The sequence below is a fragment of the Litorivita pollutaquae genome (genome assembly GCF_003205515.1).
Lineage (GTDB): Bacteria > Pseudomonadota > Alphaproteobacteria > Rhodobacterales > Rhodobacteraceae > Litorivita > Litorivita pollutaquae.
Genome location: NZ_KZ826482.1, coordinates 351,413 through 368,717 on the forward strand (window position 1 = coordinate 351,413; position 17,305 = coordinate 368,717).

General features: G+C 59.8%; 17 protein-coding genes. 12 read left to right on the forward strand and 5 right to left on the reverse strand.

Annotated features, from left to right (window positions below; translation table 11 throughout):
- Positions 1-220 precede the first annotated feature (220 nt).
- The 6 genes from DI396_RS05560 (at position 221) to DI396_RS05580 (ending at position 5,471) form a co-directional block, all read left to right on the forward strand.
- A complete protein-coding gene (locus tag DI396_RS05560) occupies positions 221-829 on the forward strand; it encodes a VPLPA-CTERM sorting domain-containing protein (protein WP_110795178.1) in 609 nt (202 codons plus the stop codon).
- A gap of 214 nt (positions 830-1,043) precedes the next feature.
- Positions 1,044-1,208 carry a hypothetical protein gene (locus DI396_RS16405; RefSeq protein WP_162617162.1) on the forward strand — a complete coding sequence of 55 codons (165 nt, stop codon included), beginning with the start codon at positions 1,044-1,046 and terminating at the stop codon, positions 1,206-1,208.
- A 712-nt stretch (positions 1,209-1,920) separates the two neighbouring features.
- Positions 1,921-3,315, forward strand: a complete 1,395-nt coding sequence (locus tag DI396_RS05570) for a DUF2927 domain-containing protein (RefSeq protein ID WP_110795180.1) — start codon at positions 1,921-1,923, stop codon at positions 3,313-3,315.
- Positions 3,312-3,479 (forward strand): hypothetical protein, encoded by a 168-nt coding sequence (locus DI396_RS16590; protein WP_204362798.1) that lies wholly within the window; start codon positions 3,312-3,314, stop codon positions 3,477-3,479. The genes DI396_RS05570 and DI396_RS16590 overlap by 4 nt, the downstream gene beginning before the upstream one ends.
- Positions 3,480-3,554: 75 nt before the next feature.
- Positions 3,555-4,739, forward strand: a complete 1,185-nt coding sequence (locus DI396_RS05575; protein ID WP_110795181.1) for a vWA domain-containing protein — start codon at positions 3,555-3,557, stop codon at positions 4,737-4,739.
- Between the two features lie 45 nt (positions 4,740-4,784).
- Entirely contained in the window at positions 4,785-5,471 is a 687-nt protein-coding gene (locus DI396_RS05580; protein ID WP_110795182.1) for a M48 family metallopeptidase, read from the forward strand.
- A gap of 27 nt (positions 5,472-5,498) precedes the next feature.
- Here DI396_RS05580 and DI396_RS05585 read toward each other — a convergent pair whose 3' ends face one another.
- From DI396_RS05585 to DI396_RS05595, 3 genes are read right to left on the reverse strand one after another with little or no spacing between them, the layout of a single operon-like run.
- Positions 5,499-6,038 carry an RSP_2648 family PIN domain-containing protein gene (locus tag DI396_RS05585; protein WP_110795183.1) on the reverse strand — a complete coding sequence of 180 codons (540 nt, stop codon included), beginning with the start codon at positions 6,036-6,038 and terminating at the stop codon, positions 5,499-5,501.
- Positions 6,039-6,048: 10 nt separating this feature from the next.
- Positions 6,049-7,257 (reverse strand): RSP_2647 family RNA methyltransferase, encoded by a 1,209-nt coding sequence (locus tag DI396_RS05590; RefSeq protein ID WP_110795184.1) that lies wholly within the window; start codon positions 7,255-7,257, stop codon positions 6,049-6,051.
- A gap of 57 nt (positions 7,258-7,314) precedes the next feature.
- Positions 7,315-7,938 carry a DUF6778 family protein gene (locus DI396_RS05595; RefSeq protein WP_110795185.1) on the reverse strand — a complete coding sequence of 208 codons (624 nt, stop codon included), beginning with the start codon at positions 7,936-7,938 and terminating at the stop codon, positions 7,315-7,317.
- 393 nt (positions 7,939-8,331) lie between these two features.
- On the opposite strand from DI396_RS05595, the gene edd reads away from it, so the two are divergent.
- Positions 8,332-10,137 carry a phosphogluconate dehydratase gene (edd, locus tag DI396_RS05600; protein WP_110795390.1) on the forward strand — a complete coding sequence of 602 codons (1,806 nt, stop codon included), beginning with the start codon at positions 8,332-8,334 and terminating at the stop codon, positions 10,135-10,137.
- Between the two features lie 36 nt (positions 10,138-10,173).
- The gene (eda, locus tag DI396_RS05605) at positions 10,174-10,815 is read left to right on the forward strand and encodes a bifunctional 4-hydroxy-2-oxoglutarate aldolase/2-dehydro-3-deoxy-phosphogluconate aldolase (protein ID WP_110795186.1); all 642 of its coding nucleotides are present in this window, start codon (positions 10,174-10,176) and stop codon (positions 10,813-10,815) included.
- 25 nt (positions 10,816-10,840) lie between these two features.
- On the opposite strand, the gene DI396_RS05610 is transcribed toward eda, so the two are convergent.
- Both DI396_RS05610 and DI396_RS05615 read right to left on the reverse strand, forming a co-directional pair.
- Entirely contained in the window at positions 10,841-11,113 is a 273-nt protein-coding gene (locus tag DI396_RS05610) for a hypothetical protein (protein ID WP_110795187.1), read from the reverse strand.
- An 11-nt stretch (positions 11,114-11,124) separates the two neighbouring features.
- The gene (locus DI396_RS05615; protein ID WP_110795188.1) at positions 11,125-14,022 is read right to left on the reverse strand and encodes a bifunctional [glutamine synthetase] adenylyltransferase/[glutamine synthetase]-adenylyl-L-tyrosine phosphorylase; all 2,898 of its coding nucleotides are present in this window, start codon (positions 14,020-14,022) and stop codon (positions 11,125-11,127) included.
- Positions 14,023-14,168: 146 nt separating this feature from the next.
- Here DI396_RS05615 and DI396_RS05620 point away from each other — a divergent pair, with 146 nt between their 5' ends.
- The 4 genes from DI396_RS05620 to DI396_RS05640 all read left to right on the forward strand — a co-directional run bounded on the left by DI396_RS05620 (position 14,169) and on the right by DI396_RS05640 (position 17,022).
- Positions 14,169-14,636 (forward strand): YbaK/EbsC family protein, encoded by a 468-nt coding sequence (locus DI396_RS05620; RefSeq protein WP_110795189.1) that lies wholly within the window; start codon positions 14,169-14,171, stop codon positions 14,634-14,636.
- Positions 14,637-14,767: 131 nt separating this feature from the next.
- Positions 14,768-15,214 carry a DUF2852 domain-containing protein gene (locus DI396_RS05625; RefSeq protein ID WP_110795190.1) on the forward strand — a complete coding sequence of 149 codons (447 nt, stop codon included), beginning with the start codon at positions 14,768-14,770 and terminating at the stop codon, positions 15,212-15,214.
- 135 nt (positions 15,215-15,349) lie between these two features.
- Positions 15,350-15,805 (forward strand): RDD family protein, encoded by a 456-nt coding sequence (locus DI396_RS05630; RefSeq protein WP_110795191.1) that lies wholly within the window; start codon positions 15,350-15,352, stop codon positions 15,803-15,805.
- A 383-nt stretch (positions 15,806-16,188) separates the two neighbouring features.
- Positions 16,189-17,022 carry an arginyltransferase gene (locus DI396_RS05640; RefSeq protein WP_110795193.1) on the forward strand — a complete coding sequence of 278 codons (834 nt, stop codon included), beginning with the start codon at positions 16,189-16,191 and terminating at the stop codon, positions 17,020-17,022.
- The last annotated feature ends 283 nt before the right edge of the window (positions 17,023-17,305 follow it).

Genomic DNA, 17,305 nt, shown 5'->3' on the forward strand with positions numbered 1-17,305 from the left:
GCGGGGCGTTTTGATTTCGCGCCTTGCTGGCATGGCCCGCGCACCATTGACCACGCGGCGCAAACAATCGGTTTACGCACGATCGCCCGCACCCCGATTGCATGCGCCCCCGTGCCATGGCATCGCCTCATCTCATATATGCCGCAAGTCTTTGGCAGGTTCCCCAGCTTGCCTTTCGTGTGTTGCGCGGCCCCAAACGATACAACAAGAAGAGAATTCTATGATCAAAAAGACCCTCGCCACCCTCGCGCTCCTTGGATTTGCCAGCAGCGCCCAAGCCGTCGTCATTGATTTTGACGATATCACCGGCGCCAGCATCAGCGGCTCATGGCGCTATCTTGACGTGCCAACAGAAGGATTTGCCTTCTCGCGCCCTGCCAGCGTCATCGACGTCAGCCACAGCTATTACAATTTTGGCAGCCACAGCGGCGATTTTGCCCTGCTCAACAACGGCGGATCCGGCGTGATCAACGTCACCGCGACCGACTATTCCGATTTCACCTTTGATGGTGTTTGGGCCAAAGTATGGGGAACACCGCCCGAAAGCGGCGTCAGCACCGGAAACCGCTACGGCCTTATGCAGGGCTTTAACAATGGCGCATTGATTTGGTCGGTGAACACCATTTTGCACGGCAGCTACCAGTTTCTCGAAGCACAAACCGGTTTGATCGACCAACTGGTGCTGCGCATGGGTAACTATTATCTGATCGACGATCTGGCGCTCAATGAAGTCGCCCCCTCGGTGCCCGTCCCGGCCGGCCTACCGTTGATCGCCTCCGGTCTCGCCGCTTTGGGCTTTCTAGGCCGCCGCAAAACGCGCAAAGCCTGATCCGGCGACATCTCTAGCGGCGGCCTGCACAGTCGGGCCGCCATTTTCTTTGCGGCGCGGTGCAAAGGCACATCAATGCCCCACCACAGGTGCCCAGATCCCCGCGCCCCGCCCGCAGGTAGGATGCGTTATCAATCTAGGTTAACCACTGCTTTACCATAAAAGGCTACGCTCCCCCTACGCGTAGAAAACGCGTTTAAAGCAGGAGGTCAAAATGCCCTTTACCTTTACCCTTGTCGCGGTGTTCTTTCCCTTGATCGCCCTGATCACATTGAGCTGTATCGCTTATGTGTCCGAGCATATCGCGCCGCAGTTTACCCCTGCCCACGCAGGGCAACGGCCCGCCCAACACAAACGCCGCGCCCCTATCCACCGTTAAATCCCAATCTTTGCCGACCGTGCCATGGGAACTGCCGCCAAGACCAGATCAGGATGGGTCCTTGGATCGTGCCAAGTGCGCCGCATCCTGTCGGCGCTAAAGCTGCCGGAAATCAAAACTACCCTCACCGCACTGCCGACCGACGCAAAGAATTCTGCCGCCCCCGAATGTTCGCCCACCGCGGCCACATTTATACAATAGGCGCCATCCGGTTGCGCATAGAAAAAGGGTCGTCGGTGCCAAATCACCGCCCCAGCGACACGTCATATCGGTGAATAATTCGAACATTTACCCTGCATCAACCCAAGGGGTCACGCTGGGGCAAAGCGAGCCATTCACGGCAACCCCAAGGCAGGTTTTCGCGAAATGTTGCCGCAAAAACACATACTAAACATCTAATAATATGGAATTATTTTCCCTTCGCCACATTTGGACGCGGGTCAATGATTCGGCCACATTCTTGCCTTAATTCATCCCTAGAACCGACAGGATAAGAGGCGAGGTTACGAACATCCAAGAGCGAGAAACGCCGCGATGACCGAGCAAGCAGGTAAGACCACCGCAACACGACAAGCACCTTACGAGGTCTTTATAGGTGTGCCCGCCGCAGGCCCGTTCCGTTTTTCAGCAACTGTCACTCTTGGAAATGTCGTAGCCACCCCCTGCTCCTGCGGGTCCGGCTCAAATGCACATGTAAGTTACTGAGAGCCTGATGCGCCGAATTCATACCCCAAGCCGGTTCGTATTGCCCTTTCTTTTGATGCTGGGCGCCTGCATGCCCGGCACATCGGAAATGCCCACACGCGCCATGATCGCCAGCGCCCCGCAAAGCGCCCTGCCGCCGATGAAAAGCTTTTCCGCGCCGCGTCCTGCGCGCCCGGTGCTGTCCAACCGTGATATCGCGCGCGATTTTCTGGAACTCAGCTTCCAATTGGAATCGGGCCGCCAATTGCCGGCTTTGACCCGGTTTGAAGGCCCGATCACCCTGCGTGTAACGGGCACCCCCCCTTCCAGCCTTGCACCGGACCTCAACCGCCTTTTGCACCGTCTGCGCACCGAAGCCGGCATAGAGATCAACCAAGTCGCCCAAGGCACGGCCAATATCACCATCCAAGCCGTGCCGCGCAGCGCCATTCGCGCCGCCCTGCCACAGGCCGCCTGTTTCGTGGTTCCGAACATCACCGACATCGGTGAATACCGCGCGGCCAAGCGCAGCGCCAAAACCAATTGGGCCATGTTGAGCGAACGCCGGAATTTGGCGGTCTTCTTGCCCAATGATGCCGCGCCGCAAGAGGTCCGCGATTGCCTGCACGAAGAAATTGCCCAGGCCCTCGGCCCGCTCAATGATCTTTATCGCCTGCCCGATAGTGTATTCAATGACGACAATGTGCATACGGTTTTAACCGGGTTCGACATGATGATCTTGCGGGCCTATTACGCACCCGAATTGCACAATGGCATGTCCCGGAGCGAGGTCGCGGCGCGCCTGCCCGCGATTTTGGCCCGCATCAATCCCGCCGGACAGAACATCGCGTCCCGTGCCATTTCGCGCACCCCGCGCGAATGGATCCGCGCCATTCAAACCGCGCTTGGCCCCGGGGCCAACCCGATGCAACGCCGTGCCGCAGGCGCAGAGGCCTTGCGCGTCGCAGAGGCCATGGGATGGAAGGACCATCGCCGCGCGTTTTCGCATTATGCCATGGGCCGCCTTGCATTGGCAGATGATCCGAACGGGGCGCAAGAACAGTTTGTCGCGGCGCAACGGTTTTACGAACAAACCCCCGGCACCGATTTGCACCGTGCCTATGTCGCCTCGCAGCTGGCCGCCTATGCGCTCATTCACGGACGCGGCGAAGACGCCCTGCGCTTGATCGCGCCCTATCAAAACGTCGCGGCCCGCCATGAGAACGCCGCGCTGTTGTCAACGTTGATGTTGCTGCGCGCCGAAGCGCTCGATCTGGAAGGGCGCGTGTCCGAAGCCCGCACCGTACGACTGGACAGTCTCGGCTGGGCGCGTTACGGGTTTGGCGCGGATTGGGCCGTACGTGCAAAACTGCGCGAGATCGGATCGCTCAGCCCGCTGAAAGGAAAGCGTGGCGCATTATGATCGTAGTAGTAGGAGTCATTATCGGAGCGATTTACGGCGGGCTTTTGGCGCGCAAACGCAAAGGAAAACCGCTTGATATCTTGCAATACACCGTCGTTTACGGATTGATCGGTGCATTGATCGGGCTTTTTGCAACCATCATCGCCCATCGCTCGATGTTGTGATCGCGCCGCAGGAATTCGCCGCAAAACCCGTTGATCCCACTTGGCAAATCCCGCGACCAACGCTAGCTTGGCGCCATGTTCTTACCCTTCTTTGAAAACCTGCGCTCCGCAGGGTTGCCCGTCTCGCTGCGCGAATATCTGACCTTTCTTGAGGGGATGCGCGCCGGTCTTGTCACCTATGATCCCGAGGCGTTTTATTACCTTGCCCGCGCCGCAATGGTAAAAGACGAACGCCATATCGATCGGTTTGACCGCGCCTTTGCCATCTCGTTCAAAGGGCTGGACACCATCAGCACCGACGACATGTTAGAGGCCGTGGACATTCCCGAAGAATGGCTGCGCAAGATGGCGGAAAAACACCTCACCGAGGAAGAAAAAGCCGAGATCGAAGCGCTTGGCGGCTTTGAAAAGTTGATGGAGACGCTGAAAAAACGTCTCGAGGAACAAAAAGGCCGTCACCAGGGCGGCAACAAATGGGTCGGCACGGCGGGCACCTCGCCCTTCGGCGCCGAGGGCTACAACCCCGAAGGCGTGCGTATCGGCCAAAAAGAAAGCCGGCATGGGCGTGCGGTCAAAGTCTGGGACAAACGCGAATTCAAAAACTTCGATGATCAGGTCGAATTGGGCACCCGCAATATCAAGGTCGCGCTCAAACGTCTGCGCAAATGGGCGCGCGACGGGGCACATGAGGAATTGGACCTCGACGGCACCATCCGCGCCACGGCCGAACACGGCTATCTTGATGTCAAAACCCGTCCCGAACGGCGCAATGCGGTCAAGGTTTTGCTGTTTCTCGATGTCGGCGGTTCGATGGATCCGCATATCAAAGTGGTCGAGGAATTGTTTTCCGCCGCGCGGTCCGAATTCAAACATCTCGAACACTTCTATTTCCACAACTGCCTTTATGAAGGCGTGTGGCGCGACAACAGCCGCCGTTGGGCAGACCAAGTCCCCACAGAGGAAATTTTGCGCACCTATGGGCCTGACTACAAATGTATTTTTGTAGGGGATGCCTCAATGTCCCCCTATGAGATTGCCTATCCTGGCGGGGCCAATGAACACTGGAATCCCGTGTCAGGGCAGGTCTGGCTTGAGCGCACGCGCGAACAATGGAAAAGCAATCTCTGGATCAATCCGGTTCCGGAAAAGCATTGGGGCTATACCCAGTCCATCAAGTTGATTTCGGAAATTTTCGAGGATCAAATGGTGCCGATGACCCTTGATGGGCTTGAGCGCGGCATGCGGGATTTGACCCGCTGATCTGTCATCCTTGCCGTCCGCCCTCTGCGGCCCCATATTAACGCCATGCTGCGTGTTCTCCCCATTCTTCTGGCCGTGGGCTTTGGCTTGGTGATGTATCTCTTCTCGGTGCGGCGCACGCTGTCCGAGTTGGATGAAAAATCGTCCGAACTGGTGGATCCTTCGCTGAACGACAGCTTTGCACGGCTGGCGGCGGCGCTCGATCTGCCGCGTGTGCGGGTGTATCTATACGAGATCGAACCGGTCAACGGATTGGCCGCACCAGACGGGCGGATTTTTATAACGCGCGGATTTTACAACAAATTCCGATCGGGCGAAGTGACCGCCGATGAATTGACCACCGTGATTGCGCATGAGTTGGGTCATGTCGCCTTGGGCCACTCAAAACGCCGGATGATCGATTTTTCGGCTCAAAATGCCCTGCGCATGGTGTTGATCACATTGCTCGCCCCGTTCTTGCGGCAACTGGCGGTCTATGCCGCGAATTTTCTCGCCTCGCTTTTGACGGCGCGGCTGTCACGTGGCGACGAATATGAAGCCGATGAATATGCTGCGGCGCTACTGACCAAAGCAGGCATCGGAACAGAGCCGCAAAAGAGCCTGTTCCGCAAATTGATGGCGCTAACGGGCGGCAATGCGGGCAAGGCCCCTGCGTGGCTGTTGAGCCATCCCAAAACCGAAGACCGGATTCGCGCCATCGAGACATTAGAGAAAAAATGGGCTGTGACCTGAGCGCGAAGAATGCGGCTTAATCCGCTGTTATTCCAAGGCTTTTGCCAAACGTGGCAAGCGTGCCTTTTTCATCAGTGGCCGCATCTGCCACTCCTCACCGGACAGGCGCCGCGCCTCTGCCAAAACCATGCCGCCGACATGTTCCATCATCTCGGGTTGCGCTTGCCATAGGCCATGTAGGAACCCATCGGGATCTTGTCGCACAATGCCCTCTTCAGCCAAAATTTGCTGCGGAAAATCCTTGGCGTTCATGGTGATGATCATATCCGCAGATCCGGCAATCGCAGAGGACAGAACATGAATATCCGCCGGATCAGGCAACCAGAGGCGCGCCTCCAATCGCGGCGCGACCGCCACCTCGGCCCGTGGCCATGCCGCCCCCAAAAGAGCCACCTCGCCGCGGGCCTGCGCCTCGCCGGAGGGGCCGATTTTGCGCGCGGCGCGGGCCCATTCTTCCATGATCCGTGCCGACCAAAGCGGTTCGAACGCGCCCTGCCGCGCCGCACCAAGCAACATTTCGCGCATCACGGTGGGAAACAACACGCAAGCGTCGAGCAGAACCTTCATGCGCGCGCCCTCATAGGCGGAAGAACAATGCCTTGAGGTATCCGCTTTCGGCCAATTGCGGCAAAAGCGGATGATCGGGGCCGGCAAACCCGGTGTGAATGAGCGTGCCGCGCCGACCGCCCCGCCCGATCCCGCGCGCCGAAGCATTGCGGAATTTGCTCAGATCGGCCGCGTGGGAACATGAGCACAGAACCAAATAGCCGCCTTCAGAGACCAAAGGCGCCGCCAGACGGGCAATGCGTTCATAGGCGCGCAATCCGGCCTCAAGCGATTGTTTGTTCGGAGCAAATGCCGGCGGATCGCAAACCACCACATCGAATGTTTTGCCCTCTGCCGCCAAGGCTTCGAGCGTTGTGAACGCATCGCCCTTACGGGTTTGGAACCGGTCCGCCGCGCCCATGGCTTCGGCCCCGCCCATAGCCAATTCCAAGGCCGGATCAGAGCCATCCACCGCCAAAGCAGAGGCCGCGCCATTGGCCAATGCGGCCAAGGAAAATCCGCCCACATGCGAGAATACATCCAACACCCGCGCGCCTTTTGACAGTGTCGCGGCAAAAGCATGATTCGGGCGTTGGTCAAAAAACAATCCGGTTTTCTGCCCACCGGTCAGATCGGCCAGATAGGTCGCGCCATTCATCGAAACCGGCACCGGGCCATCGGGAGCCGCACCCAGCAAAACGCCGTTCTCTTCATCCAGACCTTCGAGGCTGCGCGACCGGCCCGAGGCATTTTTGAGGATGTTTTTAACGCCCGTCACCTTGGCCAAAGCCGCCGCGAGCGGTTCAATCATCACATCGGCCCATGCCGCATTGGGTTGCACCACCGCCGTGTCGCCAAAACGGTCGATGACCACCCCCGGCAACCCATCGGATTCGGCATGCACCAAACGGTAAAACGGCGCGTCATAAAGCGTTTCACGCATTTTCAACGCGCGGGTGATTTTCGCCTCGAACCACGCTTGGTCGATAACGGCGTCCAGATCACGGTCCAAAACCCGCGCCGTGATGCGGCTATGGGTATTGACCGCGACAATGGCCATGGGGCGCCGTTCGGCATCCTCCAGAACCGCCAAAGACCCCGCAGCCAAAGATTTGGCGCGCCGGTCGAGGACAAGCTCGTTGGCATAGACCCAAGGGAACCCGTGACGAATGGCCTGCGGCTTGGTTTTGGGCAGCAGGCGAATGACGGGCAATGAAGCGGAAAAGGAGGGCTGGTTCATACCGCCCTCCTTAATCGTGTTTGATGCGCGGGGGAAGCCCCGTTGGCGCGGCTCTGATCACGGGATGATCTGGGCCACCTTTTGCGCTTCGGGTGGGGTGGGGTCGGTCAATTCCTTGTGGAAGACTTTCGCCATGTGGTCGGTGATCCGCACCTTTTGGGTAATGCCGTGGTTCTCATGGTAGATGGCTTTGGCACCGCCGTAAGCCTCCAGATCCGCTTCGATAAGACGGGTCGGCACCACAACAGCGCCGGTTTGCGGATCGGTCAGGGTCATTTTGAATTTCAACGAATGCACGCCGCCGATGGTATAGCGCGCCTTTTCGGTCAGGGCATGAAAGCGGGTGATTTCGATATTCGCCACCACGGGAACCGCACCGTCAACGCCTTCGGCACCACGTTTGAACGCGGTTTTGAAGATATCTTCGATTTGCCGCAACCGGTTGCCCGGCGCATCTTCGCGCCACACCACATCGCCCAGAGGGTAATACATATTGGCCTCGGACACGCGTAAACTGTCCGGCGCGGTGACGGTATAACCGGTGACCTTCACCGAAACCGGCGCAAGCGCGCGGGCGACATGGGGTTCAAGCGGCGCATTGCGCGTGGCGGTGTCAACCGAGCCGCAAGCCGTCAGGCCCAGACCCATCATCATCGCTGCGATCACACGGATATATGTCATGTCCCGTCCTTTAATCAGGCGTTCTGCCCGTCTATGCCTGCGGTGCTGGACCGCTGCGTGCCTCTTGGCCGTATTGACGGTTATTCCCGCTCTGGCCGGTTTGATTGCTCTGACCATCGCTGCGCAATTGGGCAAATTTGCGGCAAATTATGTGTAATATCTGGATGGTTGCGTGACATTTTGCCCGCCAATAGATAATTGTATTTCATAGCGCAGGCCGTCCCATCGGGCGGCAAAACATATTCATTGCACGGGATTTTGGCGGCAATCGCGCGCTTGTTAGCGCTAACCCGAATTGCTATAACCCTATACAACACGCCAAGCGCCCACGATCCGCCTGCCGCGCCGCCGCGCGCGCCCCAAGGCAGATGCACCAATTTTGAAGGCCCGCAAATGACATTGAACCCGACGATTGCCGCCATCACCGACCGTATCATCAAACGGTCCGAAACCAGCCGCAGCGATTACCTCGACCGCATGGCTGTGGCCGCCGATGACGGACCGCGCCGGGCGCATCTGACCTGTGGCAACCAGGCCCATGCCTATGCCGCAATGGGCGCCGATCAGGACCGTTTGGTGCAATCCCCCGCCCCGAACCTTGGCATTATTACGGCCTATAACGATATGCTGTCGGCGCATCAGCCGTTTGAAACCTATCCCGCGATGATCCGTGACACCGCCCGCGCGAACGGCGGCACCGCACAGGTGGCCGGCGGCGTGCCCGCCATGTGCGACGGCGTCACCCAGGGCCAAACCGGCATGGAACTCTCGCTATTTTCGCGCGATGTGATTGCCTTGGCCGCTGGCGTTGGCCTGTCGCACAACACCTTTGATGCGGCGATCTTCCTTGGGGTCTGTGACAAAATCGTCCCCGGATTGGTGATGGCCGCAGCGACCTTCGGTTACCTTCCCGCGGTGTTTTTGCCCGCCGGGCCAATGCCTTCGGGCCTGCCCAATGACGAGAAAGCCAACGTGCGCAACAAATTCGCCATTGGCGAAGTCGACCGCGCCGCGCTCATGGCCGCCGAAATGGCGTCTTACCACAGCCCCGGCACCTGCACCTTTTACGGCACCGCCAATTCCAACCAGATGTTGATGGAATTCATGGGGCTGCACCTGCCGGGGTCCAGTTTCGTCAACCCGAATACGCCGCTGCGCGATGCATTGACCCGCGCGGGCACCGAACGCGCCTTGCAAATCACCGCACTCGGCAATGATTACCGCCCTGCCGCCGCAATTTTGGATGAAAAAGCATTCGTCAACGGCATCGTCGGATTGATGGCCACGGGTGGATCGACCAACCTTGTGCTGCATCTGCCCGCCATGGCGCGCGCCGCAGGGGTGATCCTTGACTTGCAGGACTTCGATGAAATTTCCGCCGTGGTGCCCTTGATGGCGAAAGTCTATCCGAACGGCCTTGCCGATGTGAACCATTTCCACGCGGCAGGCGGTTTGGGATTGATGATCGCACAGCTTTTGGATGCAGGCCTGTTACATGAAGATGTACGCACCGTGGCCGGTGACGGGCTTGGCCTTTATACGCGCGAACCGCGCCTTGCAGATGGCAAATTGACCTTTGTCGACGGGCCGCGCAAATCCGAGAACGACAAGATCATCCGCCCCGCCCGCGATCCGTTCCAAAAAACCGGCGGGCTGAAGGTGCTCAAGGGCAATTTGGGCGAGGCGATTATCAAAATCTCTGCCGTCGCCCCCGAACGCCGCGTGATCGAAGCCCCCGCCCGTGTGTTCCACGACCAAGACAGCGTGAAAGCCGCATTTAAGGCCGGAGAGATCACCACCGACACCATTATCGTCGTTCGGTTCCAAGGTCCGAAATCCAACGGCATGCCGGAATTGCATGGTCTCACCCCGTCGCTGTCGGTCCTGCAAGATCGCGGATTAAAAATCGCTCTGGTCACCGACGGGCGCATGTCCGGCGCATCGGGCAAAGTGCCCGCCGCCATTCATCTTAGCCCCGAAGCCGCCGCAGGGGGGCCGCTGGCACATGTGATGGATGGCGATATTTTGCGCCTTGATGCGGATGCCGGTCGGCTTGAAAATCTCACCGCTGGCTTTCTTGATCGTCCTGCCGCTGCGGCCGATCTGTCCGGCAATGGTACCGGTGTCGGGCGCGAATTGTTTTCGGCCTTCCGCTCCGCTGTCGGCCTCGCCAACAGCGGTGCCGCCGTCGTTGTGTAACAAAGATCCCTCATTTTTAATAAGGATATGCCCCCGATGACCCCCGAAATCGCCAGCCAGAAATCCGAAGACCTATGTCGCCTTGCTCCGGTGATTCCGGTGCTCGTTCTCAATGATCCAGCCGTCGCAGCAGACCTCGCGCGCGCCTTGATCAAAGGCGGTCTGCCGGTGTTGGAGGTGACGCTGCGCACGCCGCTTGCGCTCGACGTGATCGCGGAAATGGCCAAGATCGAAGGCGGGCTGGTCGGGGCAGGATCGCTGCTGACCGCTGACAATGTCGCTGACGCAGTCAAGGCAGGCGCACGGTTTGGTGTTTCTCCGGGCAGCACGCCGCAGCTCTTGGATGTGGCCGAAGCCGCCGATCTTCCCATGCTCCCCGGTGCCGCAACCCCCTCCGAGGTCATGGCCCTTTTGGAACGCGGCTACCGCATGCAAAAGTTCTTCCCTGCGGAAATCAATGGCGGCGCGGCGGCGTTGAAAGCCATCGGCGCACCGATCCCGCAGGTCAAATTCTGCCCCACCGGCGGCGTGTCGCTCAAGAATGCGCAGGACTACCTTTCCCTCGACAACACGCTCTGCGTCGGTGGAAGCTGGGTCGCTCCGGCAGATTTGATCGCTGCCAAAAATTGGGATGCGATCACGGATCTGGCCGCCGAGGCCGCCGCCCTAGCACCTTAAAGGCACCGCGTAATGCGTTGAAATATCACGCATCCGCCACGCGGGCGCTGCGCCCGCCACGGCGTTTGGGTCCGGTCACACGGGTGTCGGCATCGCGCAGCACATGAGTCATGGGATGATCCGGTGCATCCGCGCCATAGCGTGCCACAAGCGCCGCCGCCGCCTTGGGCGCATCCGCCCCTACAGGCAAGCTCAGCGCCCAGTCCAAAAAGACCGAACGGCATTCTTCCGGGCCGATGCCCTCAATGCGATACGCCTCGCGGATCAGGGCTTTGGGATCAATCTCGTCGCCAGTCATCGGCTCACCTCTCATGTCGTTTCTTCGTCGCGGGGGGGCCGCGCGGGCTCTTTTCCGCTCTGCCGGATGCGCGCCGGATCGACAGCCAATGCCGCGTCAATCACCGCCGCAGCAGCACCAGTCTGTTCGACCACCGCCGCGCTCAGCGTTGCGATATCGTCCTGTCCTGTTTCGCGCAAGAGCAAGGCACAGCCACCGCGCCCGATCGCCTCTGGATCAAAGCGGCCCTCGGTCAGCAATTTAGACACCACCCGCACGGTCCAGCACAAGCGATAGCTTTTCTCCAAATCCGCGCGCGCGGCGGCATCAATCCATCCGGTTGCCTCGGCCGCCGCCAATCCAGAAAACACATCGCGGGCCGGATCCCCGGCCATCAACAAAGCGGCCTGCGCGAAGAGTTCAATATCTTGTATGCGTCCGGCGCCGATTTTCACATCCCATGCGTCTGCCTGTCCCTTCGCGGCGGCAATACGTGCCCGCATCGCGGCCAGTTCATGCAAGACCTCCGCCGCCGCGCCTTTATGCGCGATGAGACAGGCGCGGAAGGCTTCGATATCCGCGCCAAGCGCCGCTGCACCACCGCCGACGCCGGCCACGACCCGCGCCCGCGTCAAGGCCAAATGCTCCCATGTCCATGCCTCGCCCTCTTGGTAGTTCTGGAAGCTTTGCCAAGAGGTTGCCACCGGACCTTGGGTGCCGGACGGGCGCAAGCGCATATCTATCTCGTAAAGCCGCCCACCGGCCATCTGCGCGCTGACTGCGGTGATCAGAGCCTGCGTCAGCCGGGCATAATAGGGGCGCGCGGACAACGGTTTTCGCCCCTGTGATGCCTCAACCCCATCTGCATCATAGATCACGATCACGTCGAGGTCAGAGCCGGAATTAAGCCGCCCTGCGCCCATCGACCCCATTGCCAAAACACAAGCCCCGCGCCCGGGCGGCACGCCATGTTTGCGGGCAAATTCCGCAGCCACATGAGGAAACAGGGCTTTGAGCGCTGTGGCGGCCAGTTCAGCGTAATGCTCGGAGGCCTGCGCCGCATCGGTCAACCCGCGCAGCAAATGCACCCCGATGCCGAAATGCCATTCCTTTGCCCACCGACGGGCGGTGTCGAGCTTGGCCTCGTAATCTTGTTCAACATCCAACGTGGCAGTCAACTGCGCTTCAAGCACCTCGGCGCCGGGCCATGGCGCGAAGAAATCGCCGCCGATCACCGCGTCGAACACCCCTGAATTGCGCGACAAATAGCGCGCCAATTCCGGCGCTGTGCCTGCAATATCCGCGATTAGGTCAATCAGTTGCGGATTGGCCTTGAAGAGGGAAAACAATTGCACCCCTGCCGGAAGGCCGGCCAGAAACCCGTCAAAGGCGTCCAGGGCCTCAAGCGGGCGCGCCGCGCGGGCGAGGCAGGCAAGAATTTGCGGCGACAGCTCGTCGAAAATCTCCTGCGCGCGCGCCGAGCGCAACGCCGGATAACTGCGCCAACGGGCGATCACTTCAGGATCAAATGCCGGCATCGCGCGACGCTCGCCCTCCTCGCGCCCCACCGCCGCTGCAGACCCGTTACCCGTCACGCTTTCCTGGGTAAAAAACTGCTCGGCAATCTCATGCACCGCGCCGAGGCGCTCGGTCAATTCGACCTTAAGCCCCGCCAGATCGCGCCCCATGAACGCCGCAATCCGCGCCAACCCGTCTTCGGTTGGCGGCAAGGTGTGGGTTTGCGCATCATTGACCATTTGCAACCGATGCTCGACCTCGCGGTGCCAACGATAATGTGCGGCCAAGGTATCGGCCACATCCTGCGGCACCCACCCCTTGCCCGCCAAGGCGTGCAAGGACGGCACAGTGCGCCGGTCGCGCAGATCCGGATCGCGCCCGCCGGCAATCAATTGCCGCGTTTGGGTGAAAAATTCGATCTCGCGAATGCCGCCGCGCCCCAATTTCATATCATGCCCTAAAAGGGTAATCGCGCCGCCGGTGCCTTTGTGTTCGCGGATCGCAAGGCGCATATCATGGGCGTCCTGAATCGCGGCGAAATCCAGATGCCGCCGCCAGACAAAGGGGCTGATCGTGTGCAAAAACTGCTCTCCGGCGGCGATATCTCCGGCGCAGGCACGGGCCTTGATATAGGCGGCGCGCTCCCACGTGCGACCAAGGCTCTCGTAATACCGTTCGGCCGCCTCCATCGACATGCACACCGGTGTCACCGATGGATCAGGGCGCAACCGCAAATCGGTGCGGAACACATACCCTTCGGCGGTGATTTCGCTGAGCGTGGCGGCCATTTTACGGGTGGCACGGATCAGCGAGGCCCGCGCCTCATGGTAATCATCGGGCGCATACCGGCTTTCGTCAAACAGGCAAATGAGGTCCACATCGGAAGAGTAGTTCAACTCTCCTGCGCCCATTTTTCCCATCGCCAGTAGTGTGATGCCGCCTGCGGTGGCGATATCATCTTCGGTTGCACCGGGCAATTTTCCGCGCTTGATCTCTGCGCCAACGGCGGATTTGATCGCCAGATCGGCGGCCAATCCGGCAAAATCGGTCAACGCGCCGGTGACTTCTTCGAGACACCAGACCCCGCCGAGATCCGCCAGTCCGGTCAACAGCGCCGCGCGACGTTTGGCTTGTCGCAGCGCATTGGGCAACTGCGCCGCATCGACGCCGCGCAGGGCCTCCGCCTGCGCCGCAAGCGCCGCCTCCGGGGCCTCCAACGCGGCGGCGATCCAATCGCGTTCACGTGCCATCAACCCCAAGAGATAGGGCGAACAGCCCCCCGCGCCGGTGATCAATTCGGCAACGGCACCAGAGAATTCGGGAAACAGCGCCCGCGCTTCTGCGCCGCGCGCAGGGTCAAAGGCATGGGGGCTGCGCGTGATGCGGGCGGCAAAGGAATTTGGCTCTGTCATGCGGGCAAAATGCGCCTCTGTGTCAGGCTGGTCAAGCGGACTTGCAACGGGAATACTGGCAACGGGAATACTGGCAACGCGAATACTGGCAACGCGAATACTGGCAACGCGAATACTGGGCGCAACACGGCACAGGGAGAGAACAGATGAGCAAAAGTTTGAAACGGGTGCGCGCCGCGCTGGAACAGGCGGGCGTCGCGGTCGACATCCGCGAGGTCGGGGTGGCCCGCACGGCGGCAGAGGCCGCGGATGCGGCGGGCTGCGACATCGATGCCATCGCCAAATCCATCATCTTTCGCGGCGAAGACAGCGGTGCGGCGCTTCTGTTCATCACGGCGGGTGGCAACCGCGTCGATGCCGCCAAGGCCAGCCATTTGGCAGGCGAAGCTTTGGGCAAGGCCGACGCGGGATTGATCCGCGCGCAAACCGGATTTGCCATCGGCGGTGTCGCGCCGGTTGGCCATTTGACACCGCCGCGCGCATTTCTTGACCCACGGTTGATGGATTTTGCCGAAATTTGGGCCGCTGCGGGCACGCCGCGCCATATCTTCGCCCTCGCCCCGCAAGAGGTTTTGCGATTGTCCGGCGCACAATTATTTGATTTTATTCAATAATACAAGGTAATGTAAAAAACATTCACATACCCTCTTGGCAAATCACGCCCAAAGACCCATCTTATCAATGTGAAAGATATAAACATTACCCAAGGGGCCAAACAAACAGCCCCCAAATACCGGAGACAAACATGACCCTCGCCGCCCAAACCACCCACACCACAGCACAGCCCATGAGTTGGCTCGCGCGCAGCGAGGCATGGCTTGACAGCAAAGGCAAAGGCGCGTGGATCGCCGCCATGGTGCTCGGCTTTATTTTTGCTTGGCCCGTCGGCCTTGCCCTTCTGGCCTATATGATATGGAGTAAAAAAATGTTTTCGAAAAACTGCACCCGCCGCACCCGCTCTACCCATCATGGCATGTCGGCGTTGAAGCCTTCGGGCAACTCGGCCTTTGATGCCTACAAAACGGAAACCCTGCGCCGTCTCGAGGACGAGCAAGAGCAGTTCGAAGCCTTCTTGCAACGCCTGCGCGAGGCCAAGGATAAATCCGAATTTGACGCCTTTATGGAAGACCGTGCCGAACGGGCCGCCGCCCCCGCGCAAGCCGATCCCGAGGCCGATCACCCCAAGGCCTAACCTCTAAAGGACGGACCTCCCAAGCGGCCCGTCTTTGCCCCGCCCGCGTGTAACAATATGCGGGCGGGGATTTATTTGCTTTACTGCGGTGGGGAGACCCCTGCCCCCGCGATTCCCCCTTTCAGGAGCCCCAAGATGCCCCATGCCGACGATCCGCGTTTTCTACCTGACCCCGACACCCAGCCGGAGTTTTACGCCGATGTGGCGACTAAACGTTTGTTGGCGTTCTTGGTGGACGTGGTTTTGATCGCGCTGTTGACCTTGATCGCCATTGTTCTTTCGCTGTTTATCCTAAGCTTTTTCGCGCCGCTGCTCTATGCGGTCATCAGCTTTGTCTATCGCACCATGAGCCTTGCCAACCGCTCTGCCACGCCCGGCATGCGGTTGATGGCCATCGAGATGCGCACGTTGAACGGCGCACCGCTGAGCCTGCCGATGGCCGCCGCACATACGCTTGGCACGACGATGTCCTTTGCCGTTTTTCCCGTGCAAATCGCCTCTGTGGTGATGATGTTGATGACGCCGCGCGGACAGGGATTGACCGACCATGTGATCGGCACCGTGGCATTGAACAAGCGCGCCGGATATTGACCCGAAGGACGGCGGCGCACGCCCGCCGCCGCCCTCTGTTGCAAGACGCGGCCCGAACCCTGACGACCCTTCGACCGAACATGGCAGCGGTGAAACATCTAGATTTTGGGCAAGAGCACAGCAAGGCCACCGCCAATGCGGAGCGCACAAGACCCGCGCCGCAAAACCAAACGCGCCACCGCCAAGCCACAAATTGCCAGACGACAACAAGATGTCTCAAAGGGATTCGCAGCGGTCAGAATCATATCACGCCCCTGCCACACCGCAGCCGCAGTCATGTTTTTATGTAGTTCACGTGACAATTAACCGAATTTTAAACAAGGGTTGGCGCTATGAGAGATCATTGTTATCTTTTTATGTGAATCCTGCGTAACGGAGTTTCGATGCGCCATACTCTGCCTCTTGCGCCACAATTTTATGTGACGGCCCCGCAACCCTGCCCCTATCTTGAGGGCCGGATGGAGCGGAAGTTGTTCACTTCCCTGCAAGGCGACAGCGCCGAGAAGCTGAACGACTCTCTGTCGCATCAAGGCTTCCGGCGCAGTCAGAACGTGCTCTATCGCCCCTCCTGCACCGATTGCGCGGCCTGCCTCTCGGCGCGCATTGATGTGTCAACCTTCAAGCTGACCAAAAGCCAGAAGCGGATTTTGAAGCGCAATGCGCATTTGACCCGCCGCGCCACGTCGCCTTGGGCCACCGAAGAACAATACGAACTGTTCCGCCGCTATCTGGAAACCCGTCACGCCGATGGTGGGATGGCCGATATGGATGTGTTCGAATTTGCTGCGATGATCGAAGAAACGCCGATCCGCACCCGCGTCATTGAATACACCGATCGCAAGACCGAGGAATTGGTCGGCAGTTGCCTGACCGATGTGCTCTCTGACGGGTTGAGCATGGTTTACAGCTTTTATACCCCTGATCGCCCGCAAGACAGCCTTGGCACTCATGTGATCCTCGACCATATCCAGATCGCACAGGATGCGGGCCTGCCCTATGTCTACCTCGGCTACTGGGTGCCCGGCAGCGACAAAATGGGGTATAAAGCGCGGTTTTCCGGGCTCGAGGTCTATTCGGGCGGGACGTGGCAACCAGTGGCCAACCCCGATGACTATGAGGCACCGGCGCATCCCTTGTCGAACGATCCGATTTCCGAGCAGGTCGCCAATATTGCCCTGCCGGACCTCAGCCCCAAGCGCAGCAGCGAGCGCGGCTAACCGACGCTCTCTTACGGCACCGGATTTGCGCCTCCCATAGCGGGGCTTTTCCATTCCGTCACCGGCAAAACAAATAGGGATGCCGCGCAACCGGCGCGGCCGTTTTCACACCATATCCTGCCGCGATCCGTCCGGCACAAACATCAGCATGGCCATGGGCGTCACCTGCCCTCCCCCGCAGGCGGTAAACGCTAGGAGGCACGCACCAACACAAGCCGCGATCGGGACGACTTTGTTATGCCGCGATGGGGCCTTGGCCGCGCCGCTGGCGAAACGTCCGCAT

Excerpts from the sequence above, each read along its gene's own strand:
- DI396_RS05560 (WP_110795178.1), top strand. The coding sequence starts at position 221 with ATGATCAAAAAGACCCTCGCCACCCTCGCGCTCCTTGGATTTGCCAGC.
- DI396_RS16405 (WP_162617162.1), top strand. The coding sequence starts at position 1,044 with ATGCCCTTTACCTTTACCCTTGTCGCGGTGTTCTTTCCCTTGATCGCC.
- DI396_RS05570 (WP_110795180.1), top strand. The coding sequence starts at position 1,921 with ATGCGCCGAATTCATACCCCAAGCCGGTTCGTATTGCCCTTTCTTTTG.
- DI396_RS16590 (WP_204362798.1), top strand. The coding sequence starts at position 3,312 with ATGATCGTAGTAGTAGGAGTCATTATCGGAGCGATTTACGGCGGGCTT.
- DI396_RS05575 (WP_110795181.1), top strand. The coding sequence starts at position 3,555 with ATGTTCTTACCCTTCTTTGAAAACCTGCGCTCCGCAGGGTTGCCCGTC.
- DI396_RS05580 (WP_110795182.1), top strand. The coding sequence starts at position 4,785 with ATGCTGCGTGTTCTCCCCATTCTTCTGGCCGTGGGCTTTGGCTTGGTG.
- DI396_RS05585 (WP_110795183.1), bottom strand. The coding sequence starts at position 6,038 with ATGAAGGTTCTGCTCGACGCTTGCGTGTTGTTTCCCACCGTGATGCGC.
- DI396_RS05590 (WP_110795184.1), bottom strand. The coding sequence starts at position 7,257 with ATGAACCAGCCCTCCTTTTCCGCTTCATTGCCCGTCATTCGCCTGCTG.
- DI396_RS05595 (WP_110795185.1), bottom strand. The coding sequence starts at position 7,938 with ATGACATATATCCGTGTGATCGCAGCGATGATGATGGGTCTGGGCCTG.
- edd (WP_110795390.1), top strand. The coding sequence starts at position 8,332 with ATGACATTGAACCCGACGATTGCCGCCATCACCGACCGTATCATCAAA.
- eda (WP_110795186.1), top strand. The coding sequence starts at position 10,174 with ATGACCCCCGAAATCGCCAGCCAGAAATCCGAAGACCTATGTCGCCTT.
- DI396_RS05610 (WP_110795187.1), bottom strand. The coding sequence starts at position 11,113 with ATGACTGGCGACGAGATTGATCCCAAAGCCCTGATCCGCGAGGCGTAT.
- DI396_RS05615 (WP_110795188.1), bottom strand. The coding sequence starts at position 14,022 with ATGACAGAGCCAAATTCCTTTGCCGCCCGCATCACGCGCAGCCCCCAT.
- DI396_RS05620 (WP_110795189.1), top strand. The coding sequence starts at position 14,169 with ATGAGCAAAAGTTTGAAACGGGTGCGCGCCGCGCTGGAACAGGCGGGC.
- DI396_RS05625 (WP_110795190.1), top strand. The coding sequence starts at position 14,768 with ATGACCCTCGCCGCCCAAACCACCCACACCACAGCACAGCCCATGAGT.
- DI396_RS05630 (WP_110795191.1), top strand. The coding sequence starts at position 15,350 with ATGCCCCATGCCGACGATCCGCGTTTTCTACCTGACCCCGACACCCAG.
- DI396_RS05640 (WP_110795193.1), top strand. The coding sequence starts at position 16,189 with ATGCGCCATACTCTGCCTCTTGCGCCACAATTTTATGTGACGGCCCCG.